Origin of the sequence: Streptomyces pratensis, from assembly GCF_016804005.1 — a bacterium.
Lineage (GTDB): Bacteria > Actinomycetota > Actinomycetes > Streptomycetales > Streptomycetaceae > Streptomyces > Streptomyces pratensis_A.
The window spans coordinates 7,614,021-7,633,581 of the sequence record NZ_CP051486.1 but is presented as its reverse complement, the minus strand read 5'-3'; the positions used below and the strand labels follow the sequence as shown (position 1 = coordinate 7,633,581).

Here is a 19,561-nt window from a genome sequence, read left to right as displayed (position 1 = left end):
GGCAGAGGAATGGGAGTGTCATGACAGTCACCGCGGAGCGCATGCCCGCCCTCTACCTCTCGCACGGCGCCCCGCCGCTCGCCGACGACCCGGTCTGGCCCGGTGAGCTGGCGGCCTGGTCGGCGGGCCTGCCGCGCCCCAAGGCGATCCTGATGGTCTCCGCGCACTGGGAAGAGGCCCCGCTCGCCCTCGGTGCCACCGAGCCCGTGCCGCTGGTCTACGACTTCTGGGGCTTCCCGGAGCACTACTACCAGGTGCAGTACGCCGCTCCGGGAGCTCCGAAGCTCGCGGACGACGTCCGCAAGCTGCTGCGGGGCGCCGGGACCCCGGTCCAGGACATCCCCGATCGCGGCCTCGACCACGGGGCGTACGTACCGCTGGTCGAGATGTTCCCGGCCGCCGACATCCCCGTACTCCAGATCTCGATGCCGACGCTCGACCCGCAGAAGCTGATGGCCATCGGGCGCAAGCTGGCCCCGCTGCGCGACGAGGGTGTGCTGATCGTCGGGAGCGGCTTCTTCACGCACAACCTGGCGGCGCTGAGGCACACCGGCGGCGGCACCCCCGGCTGGTCGGCGGAGTTCGACGACTGGGGGAACCGGGCGCTCCAGGCACAGGACGTCGACTCCCTGCTGGACTTCGAGCACGCCTCGCCGGCGGGCAGGCTGGCCCATCCGCGCACGGAGCACTTCGCGCCGCTGTTCGTCACGCTCGGCGCGGCGGAGGGGGAGCTCGGTCAGGGGCGCAGCGTCATCGACGGCTTCTGGATGGGTCTGGCGAAGCGTTCGGTGCAGTTCGGCTGAGCAGCGGCTTCTCGTACCAGGACACGTCCCAGTACCGGCCGAACTTGCGGCCCACCTCCGTATACGTCCCGACGTGGCGGAACCCGAAGGCGTCGTGCAGCCGGACCGAGGGCTCGTTCGGCTGTGCGATCGCGGCGTAGGCGCGGTGGACGTCCTCGTCGGCCAGGGCCTCGAAGAGCGCCTTGTAGAGGAGTGTGCCGATCCCACGGCCCGTGGTGTCGGGAGCGAGGTAGACGCTCACCTCGACCGAGGTGCTGTACGCCGCCTTCGGGCGGTACGGGCTGCTGGTGGCATAACCCAGGACATGGCGCGCGTTGTGCCGGGTATCCGGGTCCTTAGCAACCAGCAGCCTGTGGGGACCGTCTTCCGGGTGGGAGCGCAACCAGGGCAGACGCTCCTCCGGTGTGAAGGCGGCCGTGTCGAATGTGAGCGCGGTCTCACGGACGTAATGGTTGTAGATGTCCGTGAGCGCTTGCAGGTCGGCTTCCACGCCTGGCCTGACCTGCACTTCTGTGGGTATCTGCGGCATCTGTCCTCCCTTGGGGGCCGACAGGGTACTGCATGATCTCGAAAGTGAATGGGCGTCGTGGGAATTCTGTCCGGATTCCAGTCGTTGTTTCCATCGGATGCAGGGCACCCGGGAGGGTGTCGCGACCTACTCAGCAAGGGAGCACGCATGGCAACCCGTGCCGTCGCCCGTCGTTCGTCCGCCAGCACCGGCGGGACCGACCGGGCAAGCAGTGTTCGCGCCGTGGGCGGGGAGATCGCCGATCGCGACCTGGTCGGCATGTACCTGGACGAGATCGCTCGCACACCGCTGCTCGACGCCGCCAAGGAGGTCGAGCTCTCACAGGACATCGAGGCGGGCGTCTACGCCCAGCAGATCCTCGCCGGCGAGGTGGAGAGCGACGCCGGTGGAGCGACGCGTGAGGAGCTGGAGGCGCTCGTCGCCGAGAGCGAGCGCGCCAAGGACGTATTCATCCGGTCCAACCTCCGGCTCGTCGTTGCCGTGGCCAGGCGCTACCCGAGGGCGGGCCTTCCTCTGCTCGACCTGATCCAGGAGGGCAACGCCGGCCTGGTGCGCGCGGTCGAGAAGTTCGACTACGCCAAGGGCTTCAAGTTCTCGACGTACGCCACGTGGTGGATCCGGCAGGCCATCACCCGCTCCATCGCCGATCAGTCCCGCACGATCAGGCTCCCCGTCCACCTGGTGGAGGAGCTGGGCAGGATCCGGCGCGTGCAGCGCGAATTCAACCGGGAGCACGGGCGCGATCCCGAGCACGCGGAGATCGCCGCCGAGCTGGACTCCAACGCCGAGCGCGTCGGCAACGTCCTGGACTGGGCCCGTGACCCGGTCAGCCTGAACATGTCCGTGGACGACGACGGAGACACGCAGTTCGGGGACCTGCTGGAGGACACCTCGGCCGTGTCGCCGGAGCAGTCCGTGATGACTCTCCTGCGCAGCGAGGAGCTCGAGGACCTGATCGGCAAGCTCGACAACCGAACCGCCTCGATCATCAAGATGCGTTACGGGATCGAGGACGGCCGCGAGCGGACCCTCACCGAGGTGGGCAAGCAGCACGGTCTGACACGGGAGCGGATCCGCCAGATCGAGAAGCACGCACTGCTCGAATTGAAGCGAATGGCTCACGACACGGGCTTTGACGCTGCGGCATGAGCCGATAACCCGTAATCTCCACATCAAGCCGGTTCGCACCGGCCCGACGACCGGTCTCCTTCCGGTCCCATGAGCTGAGTCCCGGCGCCCACCCCCCCCGGCGCCGGGGCTCATTCATGTCAGCCCGGCCGCCGGACGGGCGACGCCGCCCGGGAAAGGCGCGCGCCCAGGACGCCGAGGCGCTCCACCAGCTCCGGCGGGCCGTGCGCCTCGAACGCGCAGTCCACCAGCGCGAGCCGCAGGGCCACCCACTCCAGCGAGCTCCGGGAACTCGTACGCAGGCGGCAGCTGTCCGCCCCACCCGGTTCCAGCGCGCCGAACTCAGCGGGCAGCCGGGCCGCCACGAAGCCCGCCGACGCCTCGAACGTCACATCGATGTGCAGCTCCGGCTGGGTGCGGGACATCGACCGGGAGAGGAGCTCCGCACCGTTCTCGCTCTCCGCAGGCAGCTCGCGCGGGGTGAAGCGGGCACCGGTGGCGAACGGCTCACTCACCCGGTCCACCCGGAAGGTGCGCCAGTCCTCGCGGTCCAGGTCGTACGCGACGAGATACCAACGGCTGCCCGTGCTCACCAGCCGGTACGGCTCGGCCTGCCGCTTCGACGCGGCTCCGTCCCCCGCCCGATAGTCGAAGCGCAGACGTTCGCGCGCGGTGACCGCCGAGGCGATCACCGTGAGCGTCCGGGGATCGATGGTCGCGCCGTCGCCGCGAGTGAGGGGCACCGTCGCGTTCTGCAGGGCTGAGACCCTGTGCCGCAGGCGTGCCGGGAGGACCTGCTCCAGCTTGGTCAGGGCCCGTACGGAAGCCTCGTCGACGCCCTCGATGGCATGCCCGGCTCCTGCCCGCAGTCCCACCGCGATGGCCACGGCCTCCTCGTCGTCCAGCAGGAGCGGCGGCATGGCGGTGCCCGCGACCAGGCGATAGCCGCCGATCGAACCGCGCGACGCCTCGACCGGATAGCCCAGGTCGCGGAGCCGGTCGATGTCGCGGCGGATGGTGCGCGGGCTGACGTCCAGTCGGCCGGCCAGCTCACTGCCCGGCCACTCGCGGGGTGTCTGGAGGAGCGACAGCAATTTCAGCAGTCGTGCCGGGGTGTCGGTCATGGATACAGGATGCCGGGCTATCAGGTCATTATCTGACCTGTATCACTACTAAGTTCTTCGCATGACTTCTTCCGAACCCCTGCCGGACACGGCAGCCGGCCCCACGGCGTCAGCGGCCGGCCCCACGGTGTCAACAGGGCCGGCAACGCCGCAGGACCCGGCGGACCGGCGCCGCTGGATCGCGCTGGCGATCGTGATGACCGCGGCCTTCATGGACCTGGTCGACGTCACGATCGTCAATATCGCCATCCCGAGCATCACCGAGGACACGGGTGCCTCGTTCACAGCGATCCAGTGGATCACCGCCGGATACGCGTTGGCCTTCGCGGCCGGTCTGATCACGGGTGGCCGGCTCGGTGACATCTACGGACGCAAGCGGCTCTTCCTCGTCGGCATAGGCGGCTTCACGATCGCCTCCGCCCTCTGCGGATTCGCCGTGAATCCGGAGATGCTGGTGGCGTCGCGCATCCTGCAGGGCGGTATGGCCGCACTGATGGTGCCGCAGGTCCTGTCGATCGTGCACGCCACCTTCCCGGCGCACGAACGCGGCAAGGTCTTCGGGCTGTTCGGCGCGATCGTCGGGCTCGGAGCGGTGTCGGGGCCCCTGCTCGGCGCACTGCTCACCGAATGGAACATCTTCGGTCTCGAGTGGCGGCCCATCTTCCTGATCAACCTGCCGGTCGGCATCGCAGGACTGGTGCTCGGCAGGAAGTTCATCAGCGAGTCCAAGGCACCGAAGGCACTCAGGCTCGACCTGGCAGGGGTCGCCCTGGTGACACTGGGCTCCTCATGCTGCTCTACCCGCTGACCCGGGGACGCGAGCTGGGCTGGCCGCTGTGGGGTCACCTGTCGATGGCCGCGAGTCTCCTGGTGTTCGCGGCACTCGTCGCCTTCGAACGCCGGAAGGCGAACCGGGACGGCTCGCCGCTCATCGAACTCTCGCTGTTCCGCGTGAAGAGTTTCGCGGCGGGCACCGCCGTGCAGCTGACCTTCGGTGTCGCCCTGGGCATCTTCTTCCTGGTCTGGACGCTCTACCTGCAGATGGGGCTCGGCTGGAGCGCCCTGAAGGCCGGCTCGACGGGGATCCCGTTCTCGATCGCCGTCTCGGCCGCCGCCGGTGTCTCCGTACAGAAGCTCGTGCCCCGCTTCGGCCGCAAGGTGCTGCAGACGGGTGCGCTGCTGATGATCGTCGGGCTGCTGCTGTACATCTGGGAGGCCGGCCGGTACGGACTGGCCATCAGCCCCTGGCAGATGGCACTCCCGCTGGTGGTCATGGGCGTGGGCATGGGACTGATCGTGGCTCCGCTGACGGACGCGGTGCTCTCCGAAGTGCCCAAGGAGCACTCGGGATCGGCGTCCGGACTGATCAACACGGTGCAGCAGATGGGTACGGCGCTGGGGCTCGGCCTGGTCTCGGTCGTCTTCTTCGGCTCGATCAGCGACCGGTTGCCACCGGAAGCGATGGGCGCGGCGTTCGTGGACGCCTTCCAGCAGTCGCTTTGGTGGGTGGCGGGGGTGCTCACGGTGATCTTCCTCGTGATGTTCGCCCTGCCCGCCAGGCCGCGGGTGCATCTGGAGGGGGGCGGGGACGACGACTCCGCGCAGGCTCAGGGCGAAGCGGTCTCCAAGGAGCCTGCGCTGACCAGCTGACCAGCTGACCAGCTGACCAGCTGACCAGCTGAGGAGCCGACCAGCTGACGAGCCGACCAGCCGGCGACCTGACGACTTGATGCCCTTGGAGCCGGCGACCTGATGACCTGACGGGCTGACCCGCCCGGCTGCTCGGCCCGGAGTCACGGGCGGGGCGGCCGGGCGGGTCAGCCCGTTCGGAGCCAGGGCCGGTCCCGGCCGGTCAGCAGATCCGCGTGCGGTTCTCCATGGCCAGGCGTGCGGTCTGCTCGTCGTCGTACACCTCGCACATGTGGCGGCCGTCGGGTGTGGCCGTGTGCTCGACCTCCCACAGGCTCGTCTCGCTGCCGTCCAGGAGGAGGAAGGCGTGCTCGTAGAGCGTGAAACCGGCATCCCGGCCGTCGACACGGTACTGACGGCCGAAGACCTGGGTGATGTGGTGGGCGAACGCCGCCCGGAGCAGTCCGGCCGTCCCGACGCCGGGCCGATCGCTGTTCTCCGCCCGGCGCAGTACGCGGCGGGCGTGGTCCGCCGAGTTGTCGGGGGCGTACATGCGGGGCAGCGGAGCCGGGGGGACGCTCATGAGCAGCGTGAGTGCCTCCAAGTCCTCCCGGAGGCTGTCGTCACCGAGGGCCGGGGTGTCCCAGAAGCTGCCGGCGAGGCGCGCGGCGGCGATCTGCGCGTCGCCCTCGTCGTCGTACAGCTCGTGACGGCGCGGGGCAGGGATGTCCCTGCCGCCACCGTGCACCAGCTCCCAGAGGGTGAGCGCGGTGCCGTCGGAGAGCAGGTAGGTGTGCCGGTAGGTCTCACGGTGCAGTACGGAACTGTGGTGGGACGAATGCAGGGCACTGCTGTGCGCCAGCGCCGTCCCGAGCCGGTCGACCGTGGTGTCGGACAGTTCGAAGGAGTTGAGGGCGCATCGCAGGAGTCGCTCGAGGTGCTGCTCGGTTGTCTCGTACGGATCGCTCAAGGTGCTGTCTCCAGGCCGTCGCCGCGTGTTACCCGATGCGTGCATAACGTAGTCCCTGGGTCTGACATCGTGACCGAGGTTCGCAAAAAACGTACGGCGCACGCGGAAAGTTCCCCGTCTGTTCGGGATGCCGCGCAAGGGGTTCCCGGCCTACTCAGGATGCGCCGTAGAGCTCGCTGTACGAGGGGAACGTGCCTCCCGGGCCGTCGACCCCCCGCGCCGCCCTGGCGGCCTTCACGACGGCGCGGGTCAGGGCGTCCGCACCCGCCGCCAGGATGTCGTTGAGCGCGGCGGTGGGCTCCGGGGGCAGCGGGAGCCGGCCGGTGGACAGGGTGAAGACCGTGTCCCCGTCGGTGAGCAGATGGACCGGCCGGACGGCGCGCGCCAGCCCGTCGTGCGCCGTGCCTGCGAGCTTCTGCGCCTGCGCGCGGGTGAGGGCGGCGTCGGTCGCGACGACCGCGATCGTGGTGTTGAAGACGCTGCCTCCGTGGACGCCGCCCCCGTGGACGCCGTTCCCCTCGGCGTCGCTCCCCTCGGTGCCGTTCGCCGGTGTGCCGTCCGTGGGGCCGCTGTTCTCCGCCGCGTCGTCCCTCCGGGCTGCGCCTCGGATCTCCGCCAGCCGCCGGCGCGCGGCTTCGTGCACGGAGGGCGCCGGGTGCGCGGGCGGCCGGCCCGATCCGTACTCCCCGTACAGCACCCCGGTCCGCGGATCGACGACGGAACCCGCCGCGTTGACGACGGCCAGGGCGGCGACCGTGACCCCGGAGGCCAGGCGCACGCTCGCCGTGCCGACACCGCCCTTGATCCGCCCTGCCACGGCTCCCGTACCGGCGCCCACGTTGCCCTCGGGGACCTGTGTACCCGGCTCGGTGGCGGCGGCGGCCTCCACGGCGGCACGGCCGGTCGAAGCGTCCGGGCGGTCCCGCCATTCACCGCCCCGGCCCAGATCGAAGAGGCAGGCAGCCGGGACCACGGGCACCACCTGGGAGGGGTCCGGGCCGACCGGGACACCACGACCCCGCTCCTCGAGCCAGGCCATCACGCCTGAAGCGGCGTCGAGTCCGTACGCGCTGCCGCCGGTCAGGACGATCGCGTCGATCCGCTGCACCAGATTGCGCGGGTCGAGGGCGTCCGTCTCCCTGGTGCCGGGGCCACCTCCGCGTACGTCGACGGCCGCCACGGCCCCGCCCTCGGGGGCGAGGACGACGGTGGTTCCGCTCAACGCGCCCTCGCCCGGTACCCGGGCGTGACCGACGCGGATTCCGGCCACGTCCGTCAGTGCGTCCAGCGGGCCCGGGCCGGGCAGTTCCTCGGTCATGACGAGCTCCTCGGGAGTGCGTGGGTGCCGTGTACCGGCGAACGTACAGGCGACGGCAGAGGAAGCGGAGACATGTCGTGGACCGTCCGAACGCGGGCCACCTGGGCGACGTGATCACACCATCAGGGGATATAACGGGACCAAACGCCTGTCGCGGTCCTACGGTGGCCGGGTGACCGAGCCACCAGAACCCGCCGCAGCCGAGCAGTCCGATTCCGGTGCCCGCACCGGCACGTCCGGCGGGACGGAAGGCCGTCGATCCGGCCAGGGGCCCTCTGCCGCCGGGCCCTCCGTCGCCGCGAGGGCAGCCCGGCGCCTGCCTCGATCCGTCTCGGGCCGCGCGACCCTGGCCGGCGCCGCCGTGTCCGGCCTGCTGATCCTCGCGATCGTCTTCGGCAGCCGCCTGCTGCACGACTTCGACTCGGCGCTGCTCCCGTACGCCGTCGCCACCGTCTTCCTCGCGTTCGGAGTCGCCTACCGCTACACGGTCTGGGTCTCGGCTCCCGGCGCCCGACGGCTCTTCAAGAACGGCTGGCGCAGCTTGTTCTCCAAGGAGAACTTCCGCAGGACGCCCACCGCCCTGCCGAAGATGATCGCGACCTATCTGGGCTTCCAGAAATTCCTCGGCGCCCGCTCCCACGCCCGCTGGGCCGCCCACCAGCTGATCTTCTGGGGCTGCATCCTCGCCGCGCTGATCACCTTCCCGCTGACCTGGGGCTGGTTCACCTTCACCTCCGGCAGCGGCTCGGGGCCCGGCTACGAGATGCGCATCTGGGGCGTCAAGATCCTCGGCTTCGACTCGCTGAACTTCATCGGCTGGCTGATGTTCCACGGCCTGGACATCGCGGCGGTCCTTGTCATCCCCGGAGCGTCGTACTTCCTCTGGCGCCGGATGAAGGACCGCGGGGCCATCACCGGGCAGCGGTTCGCCTACGACATGGTGCCGCTGCTCGCGCTGATCATCATCTCGGTGACCGGCCTGCTGCTCACCTTCTCCTCGATCTTCCTGCACGGCGGGGGCTACGAGTTCCTGGCGATCCTCCACATGGTCTCGGTGGTCTTCACCCTCATCTACATCCCGTTCGGGAAGTTCTTCCACATCGTGCAGCGCCCGGCTGCGGTCGGCATGCAGCTCTTCAAGTACACCGACCGCCAGGACGACAAGGTCTTCCCCTGCCGCCGCTGCGGGGAAGCGATCGACACGGGCCCTTACGTCGAGAACCTGCGCGGCACCATGCAGGACCTCGAACTGGGCTTCGACGCATGGGCCGAATACTGCCCGCGCTGCAAGCGGGTCCTGCGCGGCAACGCCTATCTCACCCAGGTCAAGAAGGGCTTCAAGTGACCGCGGATCCGCACGCAGTCGACGGCCGTCATGCCGTCCCCCTCGACCCCTCCCTCGCGCCCCCGGGCACCCGTGGTTTCCGGGACGCTGGCGGCATCCCGGCGGACCGTTGGCACGCCGACCAGAACGGCGAGACGCTCGTCCCAACCCACTGCTGTTTCTGCGGCGTCCAGTGCGGGATGTACCTCCGCGTGGACCGCGGGGGCAAGGTCTTCGGCGTGGAGCCCCGCAATCACGACATCAACCGCATGCGCCTCTGCCCCAAGGGCATCAACGCCTACCAGCAGGTCAACCACCCGGACCGGCTCACCTCCCCCCTCATGCGCCGCTCCCGCGACGAGGAGCTGCGGGAGGTCTCCTGGGACGAAGCACTCGACTTCACGGTCTCCGAGATCAAGCGCATCCAGCAGGACCACGGGCGGGACGCCTTCGGCGTACTCGGCGGGGCCAGCCTCTTCTCCGAGAAGACCTACCTGGTCGGCAAGTTCGCCCGGGTGGCGCTGAAGACCAAGCACGTCGACTACAACGGCCGTCTGTGCATGGTCAGCGCCGCCGGCGCCAACAAGCTCGCCTTCAACATCGACCGGGCCGGCAACCCCTTCTCCGACATCCTGCTCACCGACTGCCTCCTGCTCGCGGGAGCCAACGTCGGTGAGTGCTTCCCCGTGCTGACCCAGTACGTCTGGGGTGCCCGGGACCGCGGCGCCACTCTGATCGTGATCGACCCGCGTGAGACGGCGGTCGCGCGCACCGCCGACATCCACGTCGCGCTCAAGTCGGGCACCGACTCGGCCTTCTTCAACTCCGTGCTGCACGTGATCATCGAGGAGGGGCTCACCGACGAGACCTATCTCGCGGCCCACGCCACAGGCTGGGAGGACGTCAAGGCCGCCGTCGCCCAGTACCCCCCGGCCCGCGCCGCCGAGATCTGCGGAATCCCCGCGGAGCAGGTCGTCCAGGTCGCCCGTGCCTTCGCCCGCGCACCCAAGGCCATGGCCTTCCACGCCCGGGGCATCGAACACCACACGCAGGGCGTGGAGAACTGCCTCAGCGTGATCAACCTCTGCACCGCCACCGGTCACATCGGCAAGCCCGGCGCCGGCTACGGCACCCTCACCGGACAGGGAAACGGTCAAGGAGGCCGCGAGCACGGCCAGAAGGCAGACCTGCTCCCCGGCGGCCGCTCGATCCTCAACGAGGAGCACCGTCGGCAGATCTGCGAGATCTGGGGCATCGAGGAGTCCGAACTCCCGGCCGCCGGTACCTCGATGATGGAAATGGTCTGGCAGATGCAGCGCCAGGAGATCCGCGGCCTGATCGGCATCTGCAACAACCCCTTCGTCTCGCTCCCCAACTACGCCGTGGTCAAGGAGGGGTACGACACCACCGAATTCCACGCCCAGTTCGACTTCTTCCTCTCCGAGACCGCCGCCAACGCTCACGTCGTCTTCCCCGTCACCATCTGGGCCGAGGACGAAGGCGTGATGGCCAACGCCGAGGCACGTGTCGTCAAGCACAACAAGGCGCAGGAACCACCGTCCGGGGTGCGGACCGACACCTGGGTGATGTGCGAGATCGCCCGCCGTCTCGGAGCCGGTGACAAATTCGCCTTCGACAGCTCCCGCGAGGTCTTCGACGAGCTGCGCAGGGCTTCGGCGGGCACGATCATCGACTACTCCGGCATCACCTACGAACGGCTCGAGGAGACCGGCGGGATCTCCTGGCCCTGCCCGTCCACGGACCATCCCGGTACCCCCCGGCTGTTCGAGGACGGCACGACCTACCACGCCGACGGCAAGATCCACATGCAGGCCGTCGAGTGGCACCCGCCGGCGGACCCGTACGACGACGAGCACCCGATGACGCTGACGACCGGCCGCACTGTCGCCCACTTCCTCTCCGGCAACCAGACCCGCCGGCTGGGAGCCCTTGTCGAGCAGACCCCCCGCCCCTGGGCCGAGATCCACCCCTCCCACGGCTTCCACAACGGCGAACCCGTCCGTGTCGTCACCCGGCGCGGCAGCGAGGTCTTCCCCGCGCTCGTGACCGAGGCGATCCGGCCCGACACGGTGTTCATCCCCTACCACTGGCCCATCCCGACAGCAGCCAACGCGCTCACCATCGATGCCCTCGATCCCCGCTCCAAGATCCCCGAGTACAAGGTCTGCGCCTGCCGCATCGAGCACGCGGCAGCGATCGACGAGGTCCCCGCGCCCCCGGTGGCCCCCGGCCATGTCGCCTACCCCGAGACCCAGGTCTCCCGTACCGACCCGTTGCCGCCCACGGCCCCGCAGGGCCGCGGCACCTCGGAAAGGAGCTGATGCCCGGATGATGGGCAGAACGATGTTCATCGACCCGGGGCGCTGCATCGGCTGTCAGGCCTGTGTCTCCGCCTGCCGGGAATGCGATTCCCACCGCGGCAAGTCGATGATCCACCTCGACTACACCGACGAGGGCACCTCCGTAGCCTCCCTTCCAACGGTCTGCATGCACTGCGAGGACCCGGTGGCCCCCTGCGCCGAGGTCTGTCCGGCCGACGCGATCCTGGTCACCGCCGACGGTGTCGTGCAGCAGGCCGACACCACCCGCTGCATCGGCTGTGCCAACTGTGTCAACGCCTGCCCCTTCGGGGTTCCGAAGATCGACCTGCAGGCGAAGCTGCAGATGAAGTGCAACCTCTGCTACGACCGCACCGCCTACGGACTCGCCCCCATGTGTGCCACCGTCTGCCCGACCGGTGCCCTCTACTACGGCACCCTCGAGGAGCTCCAGGCGGAACGCCCCGGCGTGCAGGTCGCCGACACCTTCGTCTTCGGCGAGAGCGAGGTCCGCACCGGTGTGGCCATGGTCGTGCCCGCGGAGCGGGTCCAGTGGCCGGTACCCGGAGGACTCCCCGTCGTCGAGATCAACGGGAAGGACGTCCGCCGATGAGCGTCACCGAACAGCAGCAGCCGGGCCCCGACCACGGCCCCGGGAGCGACCCCCGTGAAGCGCTGCACGACAGGATCGCCGCCGACTCGCTGACCACACGACGTGACTACCTGCGGATCGTGGCCACCGTCTCCGGCGGACTGGCCGTGGGCGGGCTGGCGGTCGCGGGCGGCATCCTCCACCGGCACGGCGAGACGGAGGACGGGAAGGCACCGGCCCCGAAACGGATCGCAGCGCAGCTGTTGCCCGGCCAGTCCCTCGCTTTCCGGTACCCGGGCGACGAGGACCGGGCGGTCGCCGTGCGGATGGACGACGGCACCCTCGTCGGCTACTCCGCCGTCTGCACCCACCTGGCCTGTGCCGTGCTCTGGCGCAAGGACCGAGGCACGGAGGGTGAGCTCTACTGCCCCTGCCACGAGGGGATCTTCGACGCCCGCACCGGTGAGGTCACGGCCGGTCCACCGCCCCGAGGGCTGCCCAAGGTGGCCCTGACCGAACTGGAGGACGGCAGTATCTGGGCCGTGGGCACCACCCGCTCCGGCGAGAGCATCGAGGAGGGGCTGTGCCGCCAGCTCGGTGAGGACCGCCCGGACCTCGCCGGCCGGATCGGCTGCCCCGGCACCGGAGGCGGCGCCGAGGCACCGCCCGCGCCGGCTCCGTCCGACGCCACGTCCACAGGGAGGCGGACATGACCGAGCCGCTGGAGCCGGTCGAGCCGCCGCGGCCCCCGAGCCCGGACGGCTCGGCGTATCCCGAATACCACCCGGGCAGCGCGCGTGCCGAGCTGAACCGACCCCTCCACGAGCGCTATCCCCAGATCCGGCCCACCAGCGGCTACGCCGATCCGCGGGTGCGTCACACCGGCCCGGGGCCCGGGGCGGGATCGGAACAGGAGCCCGAGCGCTCCGCGAAACTGACGGCCCGGCTGGTCCTGGCGTTGAGCGTCGTCGTCGGCCAGCTCTGGGCACTGACGGAGGTCGTCAACGTGTGGATGGAGGGCGACACGGGCACGGCCTGGTGGGGTGCCGGCTTTCTGTGCCTGTCGTTCCTCGTCGTACTGGGGCTGTGGCTGCTCGACCCGAAGGATCGCTGAGCGCGGCCGTACCCTGGAGGTATGAGTACCGCCCCCGCCCATGGACCGCGAGAGTCGAAGCCGTCGCAGCCGCAGCAACGGCCGCCGCAGGAGGCCAGGCCCAAGCCGCCGGCTCTGATCTTCGACGATCCGCTGGACCGGCAGTCCTCGGACGACACGGACCAGGGGTGGGGCGAGCGGGCTCCGGCCGGTGGCGGCGCGGCCGACCTGGCGCGCTTCCTCGACGACAAGCCGCCCCACCACATCTGACGCGGGCGGCACGCCGGGATCCGGGCCCGCTACGCCTGGCCCCGCTGGGCGACCAGCGCGTCCCGGATCTCCTTCAGCACCTCCAGCTCGCTCACCTCCAGCGTCTCCCGCACGCCCTCCTTCGCCGCCTGGGCGGCCGCGCGCCTGGCGAGGTACTTCGCCATCGGCAGCACCATCAGGAAGTAGACGACGGCACCGGTGATCAGGAAGCTGACGGTGGCGCTGAGCACCGAGCCCCACAGGATCTCGATGCCGTCCATCCTGCCTGTCTCCGGATCCACCGCACACGGGCTCCGGAGGCAGGACCTGTACTTCTCCAGGTCCTGCGTGCCGAAGGCGCCAACCACGGGATTGATGATTCCCTTCACGACCGCGTTCACCACGTTCGTGAACGCGGCACCGATGACGACCGCGACGGCGAGGTCGATCACATTGCCGCGCGTCAGGAAAGCTTTGAATCCCTCCAGCAGTCCGGCCTTCTTCTCGCTCACATGTGGGCCTTCCTCCGTCTGTGCCGTACGGGGAGAGAACCGCCCCGCCACATAAGGCCGCAGAAGACCGCACTGTCCAATCGGGTACTTCCGACGAGTGAGTTGATCCGATAGAAGTTCTATTCGGCATGGGACACCGCCACTGCGAGCCGGCCCGAGGCACCGGCGCCTGCCAGGGCCGCCGCGGTGTCCCGCTCCACCGACAGGACCACCAAGGCGCCACTCCCCGGGCCCACCCCGCCGTCTGCCTCCGGGACCGTCGCCTCCCCGCTGCCCGCGGGGCGCGGGATCTCCGCCACCCGTACGTCGCGTGCCACCACCCTGGCCTCCACATCTCCGTCGACCGCGGCGATCACATCGACGCGGTCGCCGGGCCGCAGCAGCCCGACCGTCGCCGCGTCGGCGATCCGCACCGGGGCCGACACCAGCTGCACCGTCCGTCGCTCAGGCCCCGGTGGCGCACCCCCGGGGAGGGCGGCCGCCCCTCTCTCACCGCCCAGCCCCGATACGGCGAACACAGCGGAGGCCAATGCGAACCCCGCGGCCAGCGCCCGGCGCCGGGCGCGCAACGCCCGTCGGAGTCGATGCCCACCGCCGCCCCGAACGCGCAGCGGCCCGAAGGACGGGATTCCGCGCGGTGCGGGAGGCGCGGGATGTGTATCGGGCACCGAAGCAGACATGGCCAACACCACCTGATGTGAGGGCAGTCCGTGGGACATTCCTGCGAAGGGCCGCACGAGAAGGCGCGCGGAGATGCCCGAGGACGCGACGGAATTGCCCGAGGAATGCGTGAGGGGAGTCCTGCGGGATTCCCCGCCGAACTCCCCTCACGATCCACCCTTCACGGAAATCCCGCTCGGCCCTGTGGACAGTCCACACGATGTGGACAACCCCGCCACCCGTACGAGTCGGCCGCGGACGAACGCGAACCGAACCCCGCGCTCGATCCCCGTGTGTGCCGGTGCGGATCCAGCGTCCCGGCGCGCTACGGCAGCTTGATCCCCGTGTCGATCCCGTCCAGCGCGTGCGCGCAGACACAGTCACGGTCCTCGCCCGTGGGCAGGGCGGCCACCGCGTCGAACAGCACCGACCGGAGCCTGTCCACATTGCCCGCGAACACCTCCAGCACCTCCGCGTGGTTGACGCCCTCGCCGGCCTCGGCGCCCGCGTCGAGGTCCGTCACGAGCGTCAGCGCCGTGTAACAGAGATTCAGTTCACGGGCGAGTACGGCTTCCGGGTGTCCCGTCATGCCGACGACCGACCAGCCCATCGCGGCGTGCCAGCGTGACTCCGCACGGGTCGAGAAGCGAGGGCCCTCGACCACGACCAGGGTCCCGCCGTCCACCGGCTCCCAGTCGCGGCCACGAGCCGCGGCGAGGGCCGCCCTGCGCCCCTGGGGGCAGTACGGGTCGGCGAAACCGAGGTGCACCACGTTCGGCTGCGACCCGTCGGCCCGGACCTCACCGTCGTAGTAGGTCTGCGTGCGTGCCTTTGTGCGGTCGACCATCTGGTCCGGTACGAGCAGGGTGCCCGGCCCGTACTCCGGCCGCAGACCGCCGACCGCGCACGGGCCGAGGACCTGGCCTACGCCGACGGAGCGCAGGGCCCAGAGATTGGCGCGGTAGTTGATCCGGTGCGGTGGGAGGTGGTGGCCGCGGCCGTGGCGCGGGAGGAAGGCCACCCGGCGGCCAGCGAGTTCACCCAGGAAGAGGGAGTCGCTCGGCGCTCCGTACGGGGTGTCGACCTGGATCTCGGTCACGTCCTCCAGGAAGGAGTAGAAACCTGATCCGCCGATGACACCGATCTCCGCTGTACCCGTTTCTGAGTTCACCATGCGGTCACACTAACGGGGCGCGCACGACCGGGACCCCACCGAGTCGATCAGCGGGGTCCGGGCGAGACGTGTGGTGTACGCGGGTGGCCTCAGGCGGCCGACGTACCGCTCGACGACGTGGAGGACGCCGAGGAAGAACTCGAGGACGAAGAGGACGCGGCCGAAGCGGCCGGCTTCGCGTCCGACGTCGACGAGGACGACCCTGTGGACGAGTCGGACGCCTTGGACGACGACGTGGCCGGCGTGCTGCTCGACGAGGAGCCGCGGCTGTCGTTCCGGTAGAAACCGGATCCCTTGAAGACGATGCCGACGGCCGAGAACACCTTCTTGAGGCGTCCCTCGCAGTTCGGGCACACGGTCAGGGCATCATCGGTGAACTTCTGCACCGCTTCGAGGCCCTCGCCGCATTCGGTGCACTGGTACTGATAGGTCGGCACTTGCTCCTCCTGGCACTCTCACTCAATGAGTGCTAACGACGCTCCATACTGACGTATTCCGAGCGATCAGTCCACTGTGACCGGCTCGCGGTGACCCATCCCACGCGCCACCGTCCGTCCTGCGGCGGGCGGCGTCAGCCGTGAACGCAGGGCCAGCAGGGTCGCCAGCGCCAGCGCCGTACCGGCCAGCGGGACCACGAAACCGGTGTTCGCGCCGTGGGCGTCCGCGAGCTGTCCGGCCACCGTGACGGCCGCCGCCTGGCCGAGTGCCACGGCGCCTGTCAGCCAGGTGAACGCCTCGGTCCTGGCGGACGCGGGCACCAGCGCGTCGACCAGGGTGTACCCGCTGATGAGCGCGGGAGCGATGCAGAGTCCGGCCAGCAGTCCGAGCCCCGCCAGCAGCGGCACGGAGTGCACGGCCCAGAGCGTGGAAGCGGTCAGTGTCAGGGCCACGTAGCCGACGATCAGCCGACGGCGCGGGCTGCTCTTCCAGGCGATGGCCCCGCAGGCGATGCCGGCCAGCATGTTGCCGGCCGCGAAGACCCCGTACAGCAGTCCGTTCACGCCGGGGCGGCCGATCTCCTCGGAGAACGCCGTCAGGGAGACCTGCATGCCGCCGAAGACGGCGCCGATGCCCAGGAAGGTGATCGCGAGGACGCGCACCCCGGGCACGGAGAGCGCCGAGCGGTGCGGCTCCTCCGCCCTGGCGGCGCCCCGGGGGACAGGCTGGGTGGAGCGCTGCGCCGCGAACAGGAGGCCGCCCAGCAGTGTGAGTGCGGCCTCGGCGATCAGTCCCGCCGCCGGGTGCACGCCGGTGCACAGCGCCGTCGCGAGCACGGGGCCGACGACGAAGGTGAACTCGTCCGTCACGGACTCGAAAGCGGCGGCCGTGGTCATCAGCGGGGAGGCCGGGCGCCCAGGGGCGGCGCCGAGCCGTGCCGCCCAGCGGGCCCGCACCATGGGCCCGACCTGCGGAATGGACGCCCCGGTGGGTACCGCTGCCAGGAACAGCGCCCACAGAGGTGCGTCCGCTAGGGCGAGTGCCGTGAGCGCGCCGACGGAGGCGGCGTGCACCAGGACACCGGGCAGGAGCACGGCGCGCTGGCCGAAACGGTCGGCGAGCCTGCCGCTCTGGGGCGCGAACAGGGCCATGGAGACGCCGGAGACGGCGGCCACGGCGCCCGCGCTGCCGTACGAGCCGGTGGTGTGCTGGACAAGGAGCACGATGCCGATGGTCAGCATCGCGAAGGGCTGCCGGGCGGCGAAGCCCGGGAGGAGGAAGGTCCACGCACCCGGGGTGCGCAGCAACTGCCCGTAACCGGGGCGGTCGGAGACCGTGGACGCCACGGTCCATGCCTTTCTGCCGCCTGGTGGCCGTGCTCCCGGACTTCCCGCACCGGGGTGCGGGGAGTGCGCGGAAGCTGCCGAGAGCTGTCCTCTTCGCGCGGGACTGCGGTAGATGCCGGGCGCTCGCTACAGAGGCGAAAGGACGCCACGACCGCCATACGGTCGCGCCAGCTCTGCATCAGACAGAGTTGGTCGATCAAGTTCGAATCGTGTGGATCATGAGATCCAGTCCTTCATGTTACAGGCCCCTGCCACCGGACACCTGCGATTGCCGCCTCATGTCCGCTGCCGCCCCCGGACACCTACGGTCGCCATCTCATGTCCGCTGCCGCCCCGGACACCTGCGGTTGCCGGCACATCCTCGACAGCCCCGGGCACCTGCCGCCGCCGACACACGTCCTCGACCGCCGTGCACAACCGCGAGCGTCCCTCGCGCCTGGCGGCAACGCCCAGAGGCGTCCAGGGTCAGTGGTGGGCCCGCTTGCCGCCCGTCCTGCTCCCCGGGCGGTCCTCGCCGCCCTTGCCCAGCTTCCCGGCCAGTTTCGCGAGGTGCGGCATGTCCGGGCCGCTGTCCTGCCGGCCCGCGCCGCCGGTGCCCAGCCAGCCGGCCAGCTTGCCGCCCGCGCCGACCGCGCGCAGGCGGGCTTCGGTGGCGTCACGCACCGGGTCGGTCGCGACGACCAGCAGCTCGTCCCCGCGGCGCAGCACGGTCGATGGCGCGGGTACGAAGCTCTTTCCGTCCCGGACGACCAGGGTGACCGCAGCTCCGGCGGGCAGCCGGAGTTCGCCGACCTCCACGCCGTGCATCTTGGAGCTGCCGGGAACGGCGACGGACAGCAGATGGCCGCGCAGCCGTTCCAGGGGCGCCGACTCGATGCCGAGGTCCGCGGTCTCGGACGGGTCCTCGGAGATCTTCAGGGCCCTGGCCAGCCAGGGCAGCGTCGGTCCCTGGATCAGTGTGTAGACGATGACGAGCACGAAGACGATGTTGAAGACCCGGGTGCTGCCCTCGATGCCCGACACCATGGGGATGGTCGCCAGGATGATGGGCACGGCGCCGCGCAACCCGGCCCAGGACATCAGGGCCTTCTCCCGCTTGGGCAGCCGGAACGGCGCGAGGCTGATGAAGACCGACAACGGCCGGGCGACGGCGGTGAGGACCAGCCCCACGACCACGGCGGGCCAGAAGTCGACGATCAGGTCGTGCGGGGTGACCAGCAGGCCGAGCAGGACGAACATGCCGATCTGCGCCAGCCAGCCGAGCCCGTCGGCGAAGCCCCGGGTGGCGGGCCAGTGCGGAAGCTTGGAGTTGCCGAGGACCATGGCGGCGAGGTAGACGGCCAGGAAGCCACTGCCGTGGGCCATGGCGCCGGCGGCGTACGCGGAGACCGCGATGGCCATCACGGCGATCGGGTAGAGCCCGGACGCGGGCAGTGCCACATGGCGGATCCCGAAGGACCCGAGCCAGCCCACCGCGAGGCCGATCGCCGCGCCGATGGCCAGCTCCAGTGCTATCTCGCCGACCAGCAGGTACCAGTGCTCCACGGGACCGACGGCGGAGAAGGCCACCACCAGAATGACCACGGGGGCGTCGTTGAAGCCGGATTCGGCCTCCAGGACACCGGTGATCCGGGAAGGGAGGGGGACCTTGCGCAGGACGGAGAAGACCGCGGCCGCGTCGGTGGAGGAGACGACGGCGCCGATGATCAGGGCCTGCCGCCAGTCGAGGCCGACGAGGTAGTGCGCCGCGCTCGCGGTGACGCCCACGCTGATGCCCACACCGACGGTCGACAGTACGGCCGCCGCCGGCAACGCGGGTTTGACTTCTTTCCACTTCGTGCCCAGACCGCCCTCGGCCAGGATGACGACCAGGGCGGCATAGCCGATCACCTGGGTCAGCTCGGCGTTGTCGAACTTGACGTCGAAGATGCCGTCCTGCCCTATGGCGATCCCGATGCCGAGGTACAGGAGCAGGCTGGGGAGCCCGCTGCGGGACGAGATGCGTACGGCCGCCACGGCGACCAGCAGGACGACCGAGCAGACGAGCAGAAGTTCGTTGAGCGCGTGGACAGTCAGGGTCCGTTCCTTCCCTGCGTAGGAGCATCCGGCAGTCGGGGGGCGGTGTCGTGGGGCCGGGTGCGCAAATCTGCGGCGTTGTCGTCAGTCAACAACGCTCCGCCTCGCAGCTGCACGCACCCGGTCCCGCTCCTTCTCGCGCCCCCCGATCGCCGGGTGCTCTGAGCCTTCCGGATCGTCCTCCGGCGGCCAGTACTTCGTTACCTTACCTAATCTTTAACGTTTTCTTGACGTCTTCGAGTGTTCGTGCGAACCGG

General features: G+C 70.1%; 18 protein-coding genes and 1 pseudogene. 9 read left to right on the top strand and 10 right to left on the bottom strand.

All coding sequences use genetic code 11. The annotated features are described in order from the left end of the window. The first annotated feature begins 20 nt into the window (after positions 1-20). Complete coding sequence (locus tag HED23_RS32020) at positions 21-803, top strand: dioxygenase (RefSeq protein WP_203186807.1); 783 nt, start codon at positions 21-23, stop codon at positions 801-803. On the opposite strand, the gene HED23_RS32015 is transcribed toward HED23_RS32020, so the two are convergent. Further along, on the bottom strand, positions 751-1,332 hold the full coding sequence (locus HED23_RS32015) for a GNAT family N-acetyltransferase (protein ID WP_203186806.1): 582 nt from the start codon (positions 1,330-1,332) through the stop codon (positions 751-753). The two genes, HED23_RS32020 and HED23_RS32015, sit on opposite strands and share 53 nt — an antisense overlap. A 147-nt stretch (positions 1,333-1,479) precedes the next feature. On the opposite strand from HED23_RS32015, the gene HED23_RS32010 reads away from it, so the two are divergent. Then, a complete protein-coding gene (locus HED23_RS32010) occupies positions 1,480-2,481 on the top strand; it encodes a sigma-70 family RNA polymerase sigma factor (RefSeq protein ID WP_203186805.1) in 1,002 nt (333 codons plus the stop codon). 119 nt (positions 2,482-2,600) lie between these two features. Here the strand turns inward: HED23_RS32010 and HED23_RS32005 are convergent, their stop codons facing one another. Further along, entirely contained in the window at positions 2,601-3,584 is a 984-nt protein-coding gene (locus HED23_RS32005; RefSeq protein ID WP_203186804.1) for a helix-turn-helix transcriptional regulator, read from the bottom strand. A 61-nt stretch (positions 3,585-3,645) separates the two neighbouring features. Here HED23_RS32005 and HED23_RS32000 point away from each other — a divergent pair. After that, positions 3,646-5,234 (top strand): annotated as a pseudogene (locus HED23_RS32000) (MFS transporter). A gap of 202 nt (positions 5,235-5,436) precedes the next feature. On the opposite strand, the gene HED23_RS31995 reads toward HED23_RS32000, so the two are convergent. Beyond that, the gene (locus HED23_RS31995) at positions 5,437-6,183 is read right to left on the bottom strand and encodes a DUF6227 family protein (RefSeq protein ID WP_203186803.1); all 747 of its coding nucleotides are present in this window, start codon (positions 6,181-6,183) and stop codon (positions 5,437-5,439) included. 154 nt (positions 6,184-6,337) lie between these two features. Then, the gene (locus HED23_RS31990; protein ID WP_203186802.1) at positions 6,338-7,501 is read right to left on the bottom strand and encodes a P1 family peptidase; all 1,164 of its coding nucleotides are present in this window, start codon (positions 7,499-7,501) and stop codon (positions 6,338-6,340) included. Between the two features lie 172 nt (positions 7,502-7,673). Between HED23_RS31990 and HED23_RS31985 the strand changes: the two genes are divergently transcribed. Genes HED23_RS31985 through HED23_RS31960 form a run of 6 tightly spaced genes read left to right on the top strand, consistent with a single transcriptional unit; the run spans position 7,674 to position 13,119 of the window. Further along, complete coding sequence (locus HED23_RS31985; protein WP_203186801.1) at positions 7,674-8,846, top strand: MFS transporter; 1,173 nt, start codon at positions 7,674-7,676, stop codon at positions 8,844-8,846. After that, the gene (locus HED23_RS31980; RefSeq protein WP_203186800.1) at positions 8,843-11,167 is read left to right on the top strand and encodes a molybdopterin oxidoreductase family protein; all 2,325 of its coding nucleotides are present in this window, start codon (positions 8,843-8,845) and stop codon (positions 11,165-11,167) included. Before HED23_RS31985 ends, HED23_RS31980 begins: the two co-directional genes overlap by 4 nt. Positions 11,168-11,174: 7 nt before the next feature. Beyond that, entirely contained in the window at positions 11,175-11,777 is a 603-nt protein-coding gene (locus tag HED23_RS31975) for a 4Fe-4S dicluster domain-containing protein (RefSeq protein ID WP_203186799.1), read from the top strand. After that, positions 11,774-12,469 (top strand): ubiquinol-cytochrome c reductase iron-sulfur subunit, encoded by a 696-nt coding sequence (locus tag HED23_RS31970; RefSeq protein WP_203186798.1) that lies wholly within the window; start codon positions 11,774-11,776, stop codon positions 12,467-12,469. The genes HED23_RS31975 and HED23_RS31970 overlap by 4 nt, the downstream gene beginning before the upstream one ends. Continuing rightward, positions 12,466-12,870, top strand: a complete 405-nt coding sequence (locus HED23_RS31965) for a hypothetical protein (RefSeq protein WP_203186797.1) — start codon at positions 12,466-12,468, stop codon at positions 12,868-12,870. The genes HED23_RS31970 and HED23_RS31965 overlap by 4 nt, the downstream gene beginning before the upstream one ends. A gap of 21 nt (positions 12,871-12,891) precedes the next feature. Continuing rightward, a complete protein-coding gene (locus HED23_RS31960) occupies positions 12,892-13,119 on the top strand; it encodes a hypothetical protein (RefSeq protein WP_203186796.1) in 228 nt (75 codons plus the stop codon). 29 nt (positions 13,120-13,148) lie between these two features. Here HED23_RS31960 and HED23_RS31955 read toward each other — a convergent pair whose 3' ends face one another. The 6 genes from HED23_RS31955 to HED23_RS31930 form a co-directional block, all read right to left on the bottom strand. Beyond that, entirely contained in the window at positions 13,149-13,610 is a 462-nt protein-coding gene (locus tag HED23_RS31955; protein ID WP_203186795.1) for an MscL family protein, read from the bottom strand. Positions 13,611-13,729: 119 nt separating this feature from the next. Beyond that, positions 13,730-14,290: an RcpC/CpaB family pilus assembly protein gene (locus tag HED23_RS31950; protein WP_203186794.1), complete on the bottom strand. Its 561-nt coding sequence runs from the start codon at positions 14,288-14,290 to the stop codon at positions 13,730-13,732. Positions 14,291-14,595: 305 nt separating this feature from the next. Next, the gene (locus HED23_RS31945; protein ID WP_203186793.1) at positions 14,596-15,444 is read right to left on the bottom strand and encodes an S-methyl-5'-thioadenosine phosphorylase; all 849 of its coding nucleotides are present in this window, start codon (positions 15,442-15,444) and stop codon (positions 14,596-14,598) included. Positions 15,445-15,533: 89 nt separating this feature from the next. After that, a complete protein-coding gene (locus HED23_RS31940; protein WP_203186792.1) occupies positions 15,534-15,881 on the bottom strand; it encodes an FmdB family zinc ribbon protein in 348 nt (115 codons plus the stop codon). A 66-nt stretch (positions 15,882-15,947) separates the two neighbouring features. Continuing rightward, a complete protein-coding gene (locus HED23_RS31935; protein WP_203186791.1) occupies positions 15,948-17,228 on the bottom strand; it encodes an MFS transporter in 1,281 nt (426 codons plus the stop codon). A 465-nt stretch (positions 17,229-17,693) separates the two neighbouring features. Further along, complete coding sequence (locus HED23_RS31930; protein ID WP_238442191.1) at positions 17,694-19,244, bottom strand: potassium/proton antiporter; 1,551 nt, start codon at positions 19,242-19,244, stop codon at positions 17,694-17,696. Between the last annotated feature and the right edge of the window lie 317 nt (positions 19,245-19,561).

What these genes read in the sequence shown, in the direction of transcription:
- HED23_RS31960 (WP_203186796.1), top strand. Translation starts at nt 12,892, where the DNA reads ATGAGTACCGCCCCCGCCCATGGACCGCGAGAGTCGAAGCCGTCGCAG.
- HED23_RS31965 (WP_203186797.1), top strand. Translation starts at nt 12,466, where the DNA reads ATGACCGAGCCGCTGGAGCCGGTCGAGCCGCCGCGGCCCCCGAGCCCG.
- HED23_RS31990 (WP_203186802.1), bottom strand. Translation starts at nt 7,501, where the DNA reads ATGACCGAGGAACTGCCCGGCCCGGGCCCGCTGGACGCACTGACGGAC.
- HED23_RS31975 (WP_203186799.1), top strand. Translation starts at nt 11,175, where the DNA reads ATGATGGGCAGAACGATGTTCATCGACCCGGGGCGCTGCATCGGCTGT.
- HED23_RS32010 (WP_203186805.1), top strand. Translation starts at nt 1,480, where the DNA reads ATGGCAACCCGTGCCGTCGCCCGTCGTTCGTCCGCCAGCACCGGCGGG.
- HED23_RS31950 (WP_203186794.1), bottom strand. Translation starts at nt 14,290, where the DNA reads ATGTCTGCTTCGGTGCCCGATACACATCCCGCGCCTCCCGCACCGCGC.
- HED23_RS32015 (WP_203186806.1), bottom strand. Translation starts at nt 1,332, where the DNA reads ATGCCGCAGATACCCACAGAAGTGCAGGTCAGGCCAGGCGTGGAAGCC.
- HED23_RS32020 (WP_203186807.1), top strand. Translation starts at nt 21, where the DNA reads ATGACAGTCACCGCGGAGCGCATGCCCGCCCTCTACCTCTCGCACGGC.
- HED23_RS31970 (WP_203186798.1), top strand. Translation starts at nt 11,774, where the DNA reads ATGAGCGTCACCGAACAGCAGCAGCCGGGCCCCGACCACGGCCCCGGG.
- HED23_RS31945 (WP_203186793.1), bottom strand. Translation starts at nt 15,444, where the DNA reads ATGGTGAACTCAGAAACGGGTACAGCGGAGATCGGTGTCATCGGCGGA.
- HED23_RS32005 (WP_203186804.1), bottom strand. Translation starts at nt 3,584, where the DNA reads ATGACCGACACCCCGGCACGACTGCTGAAATTGCTGTCGCTCCTCCAG.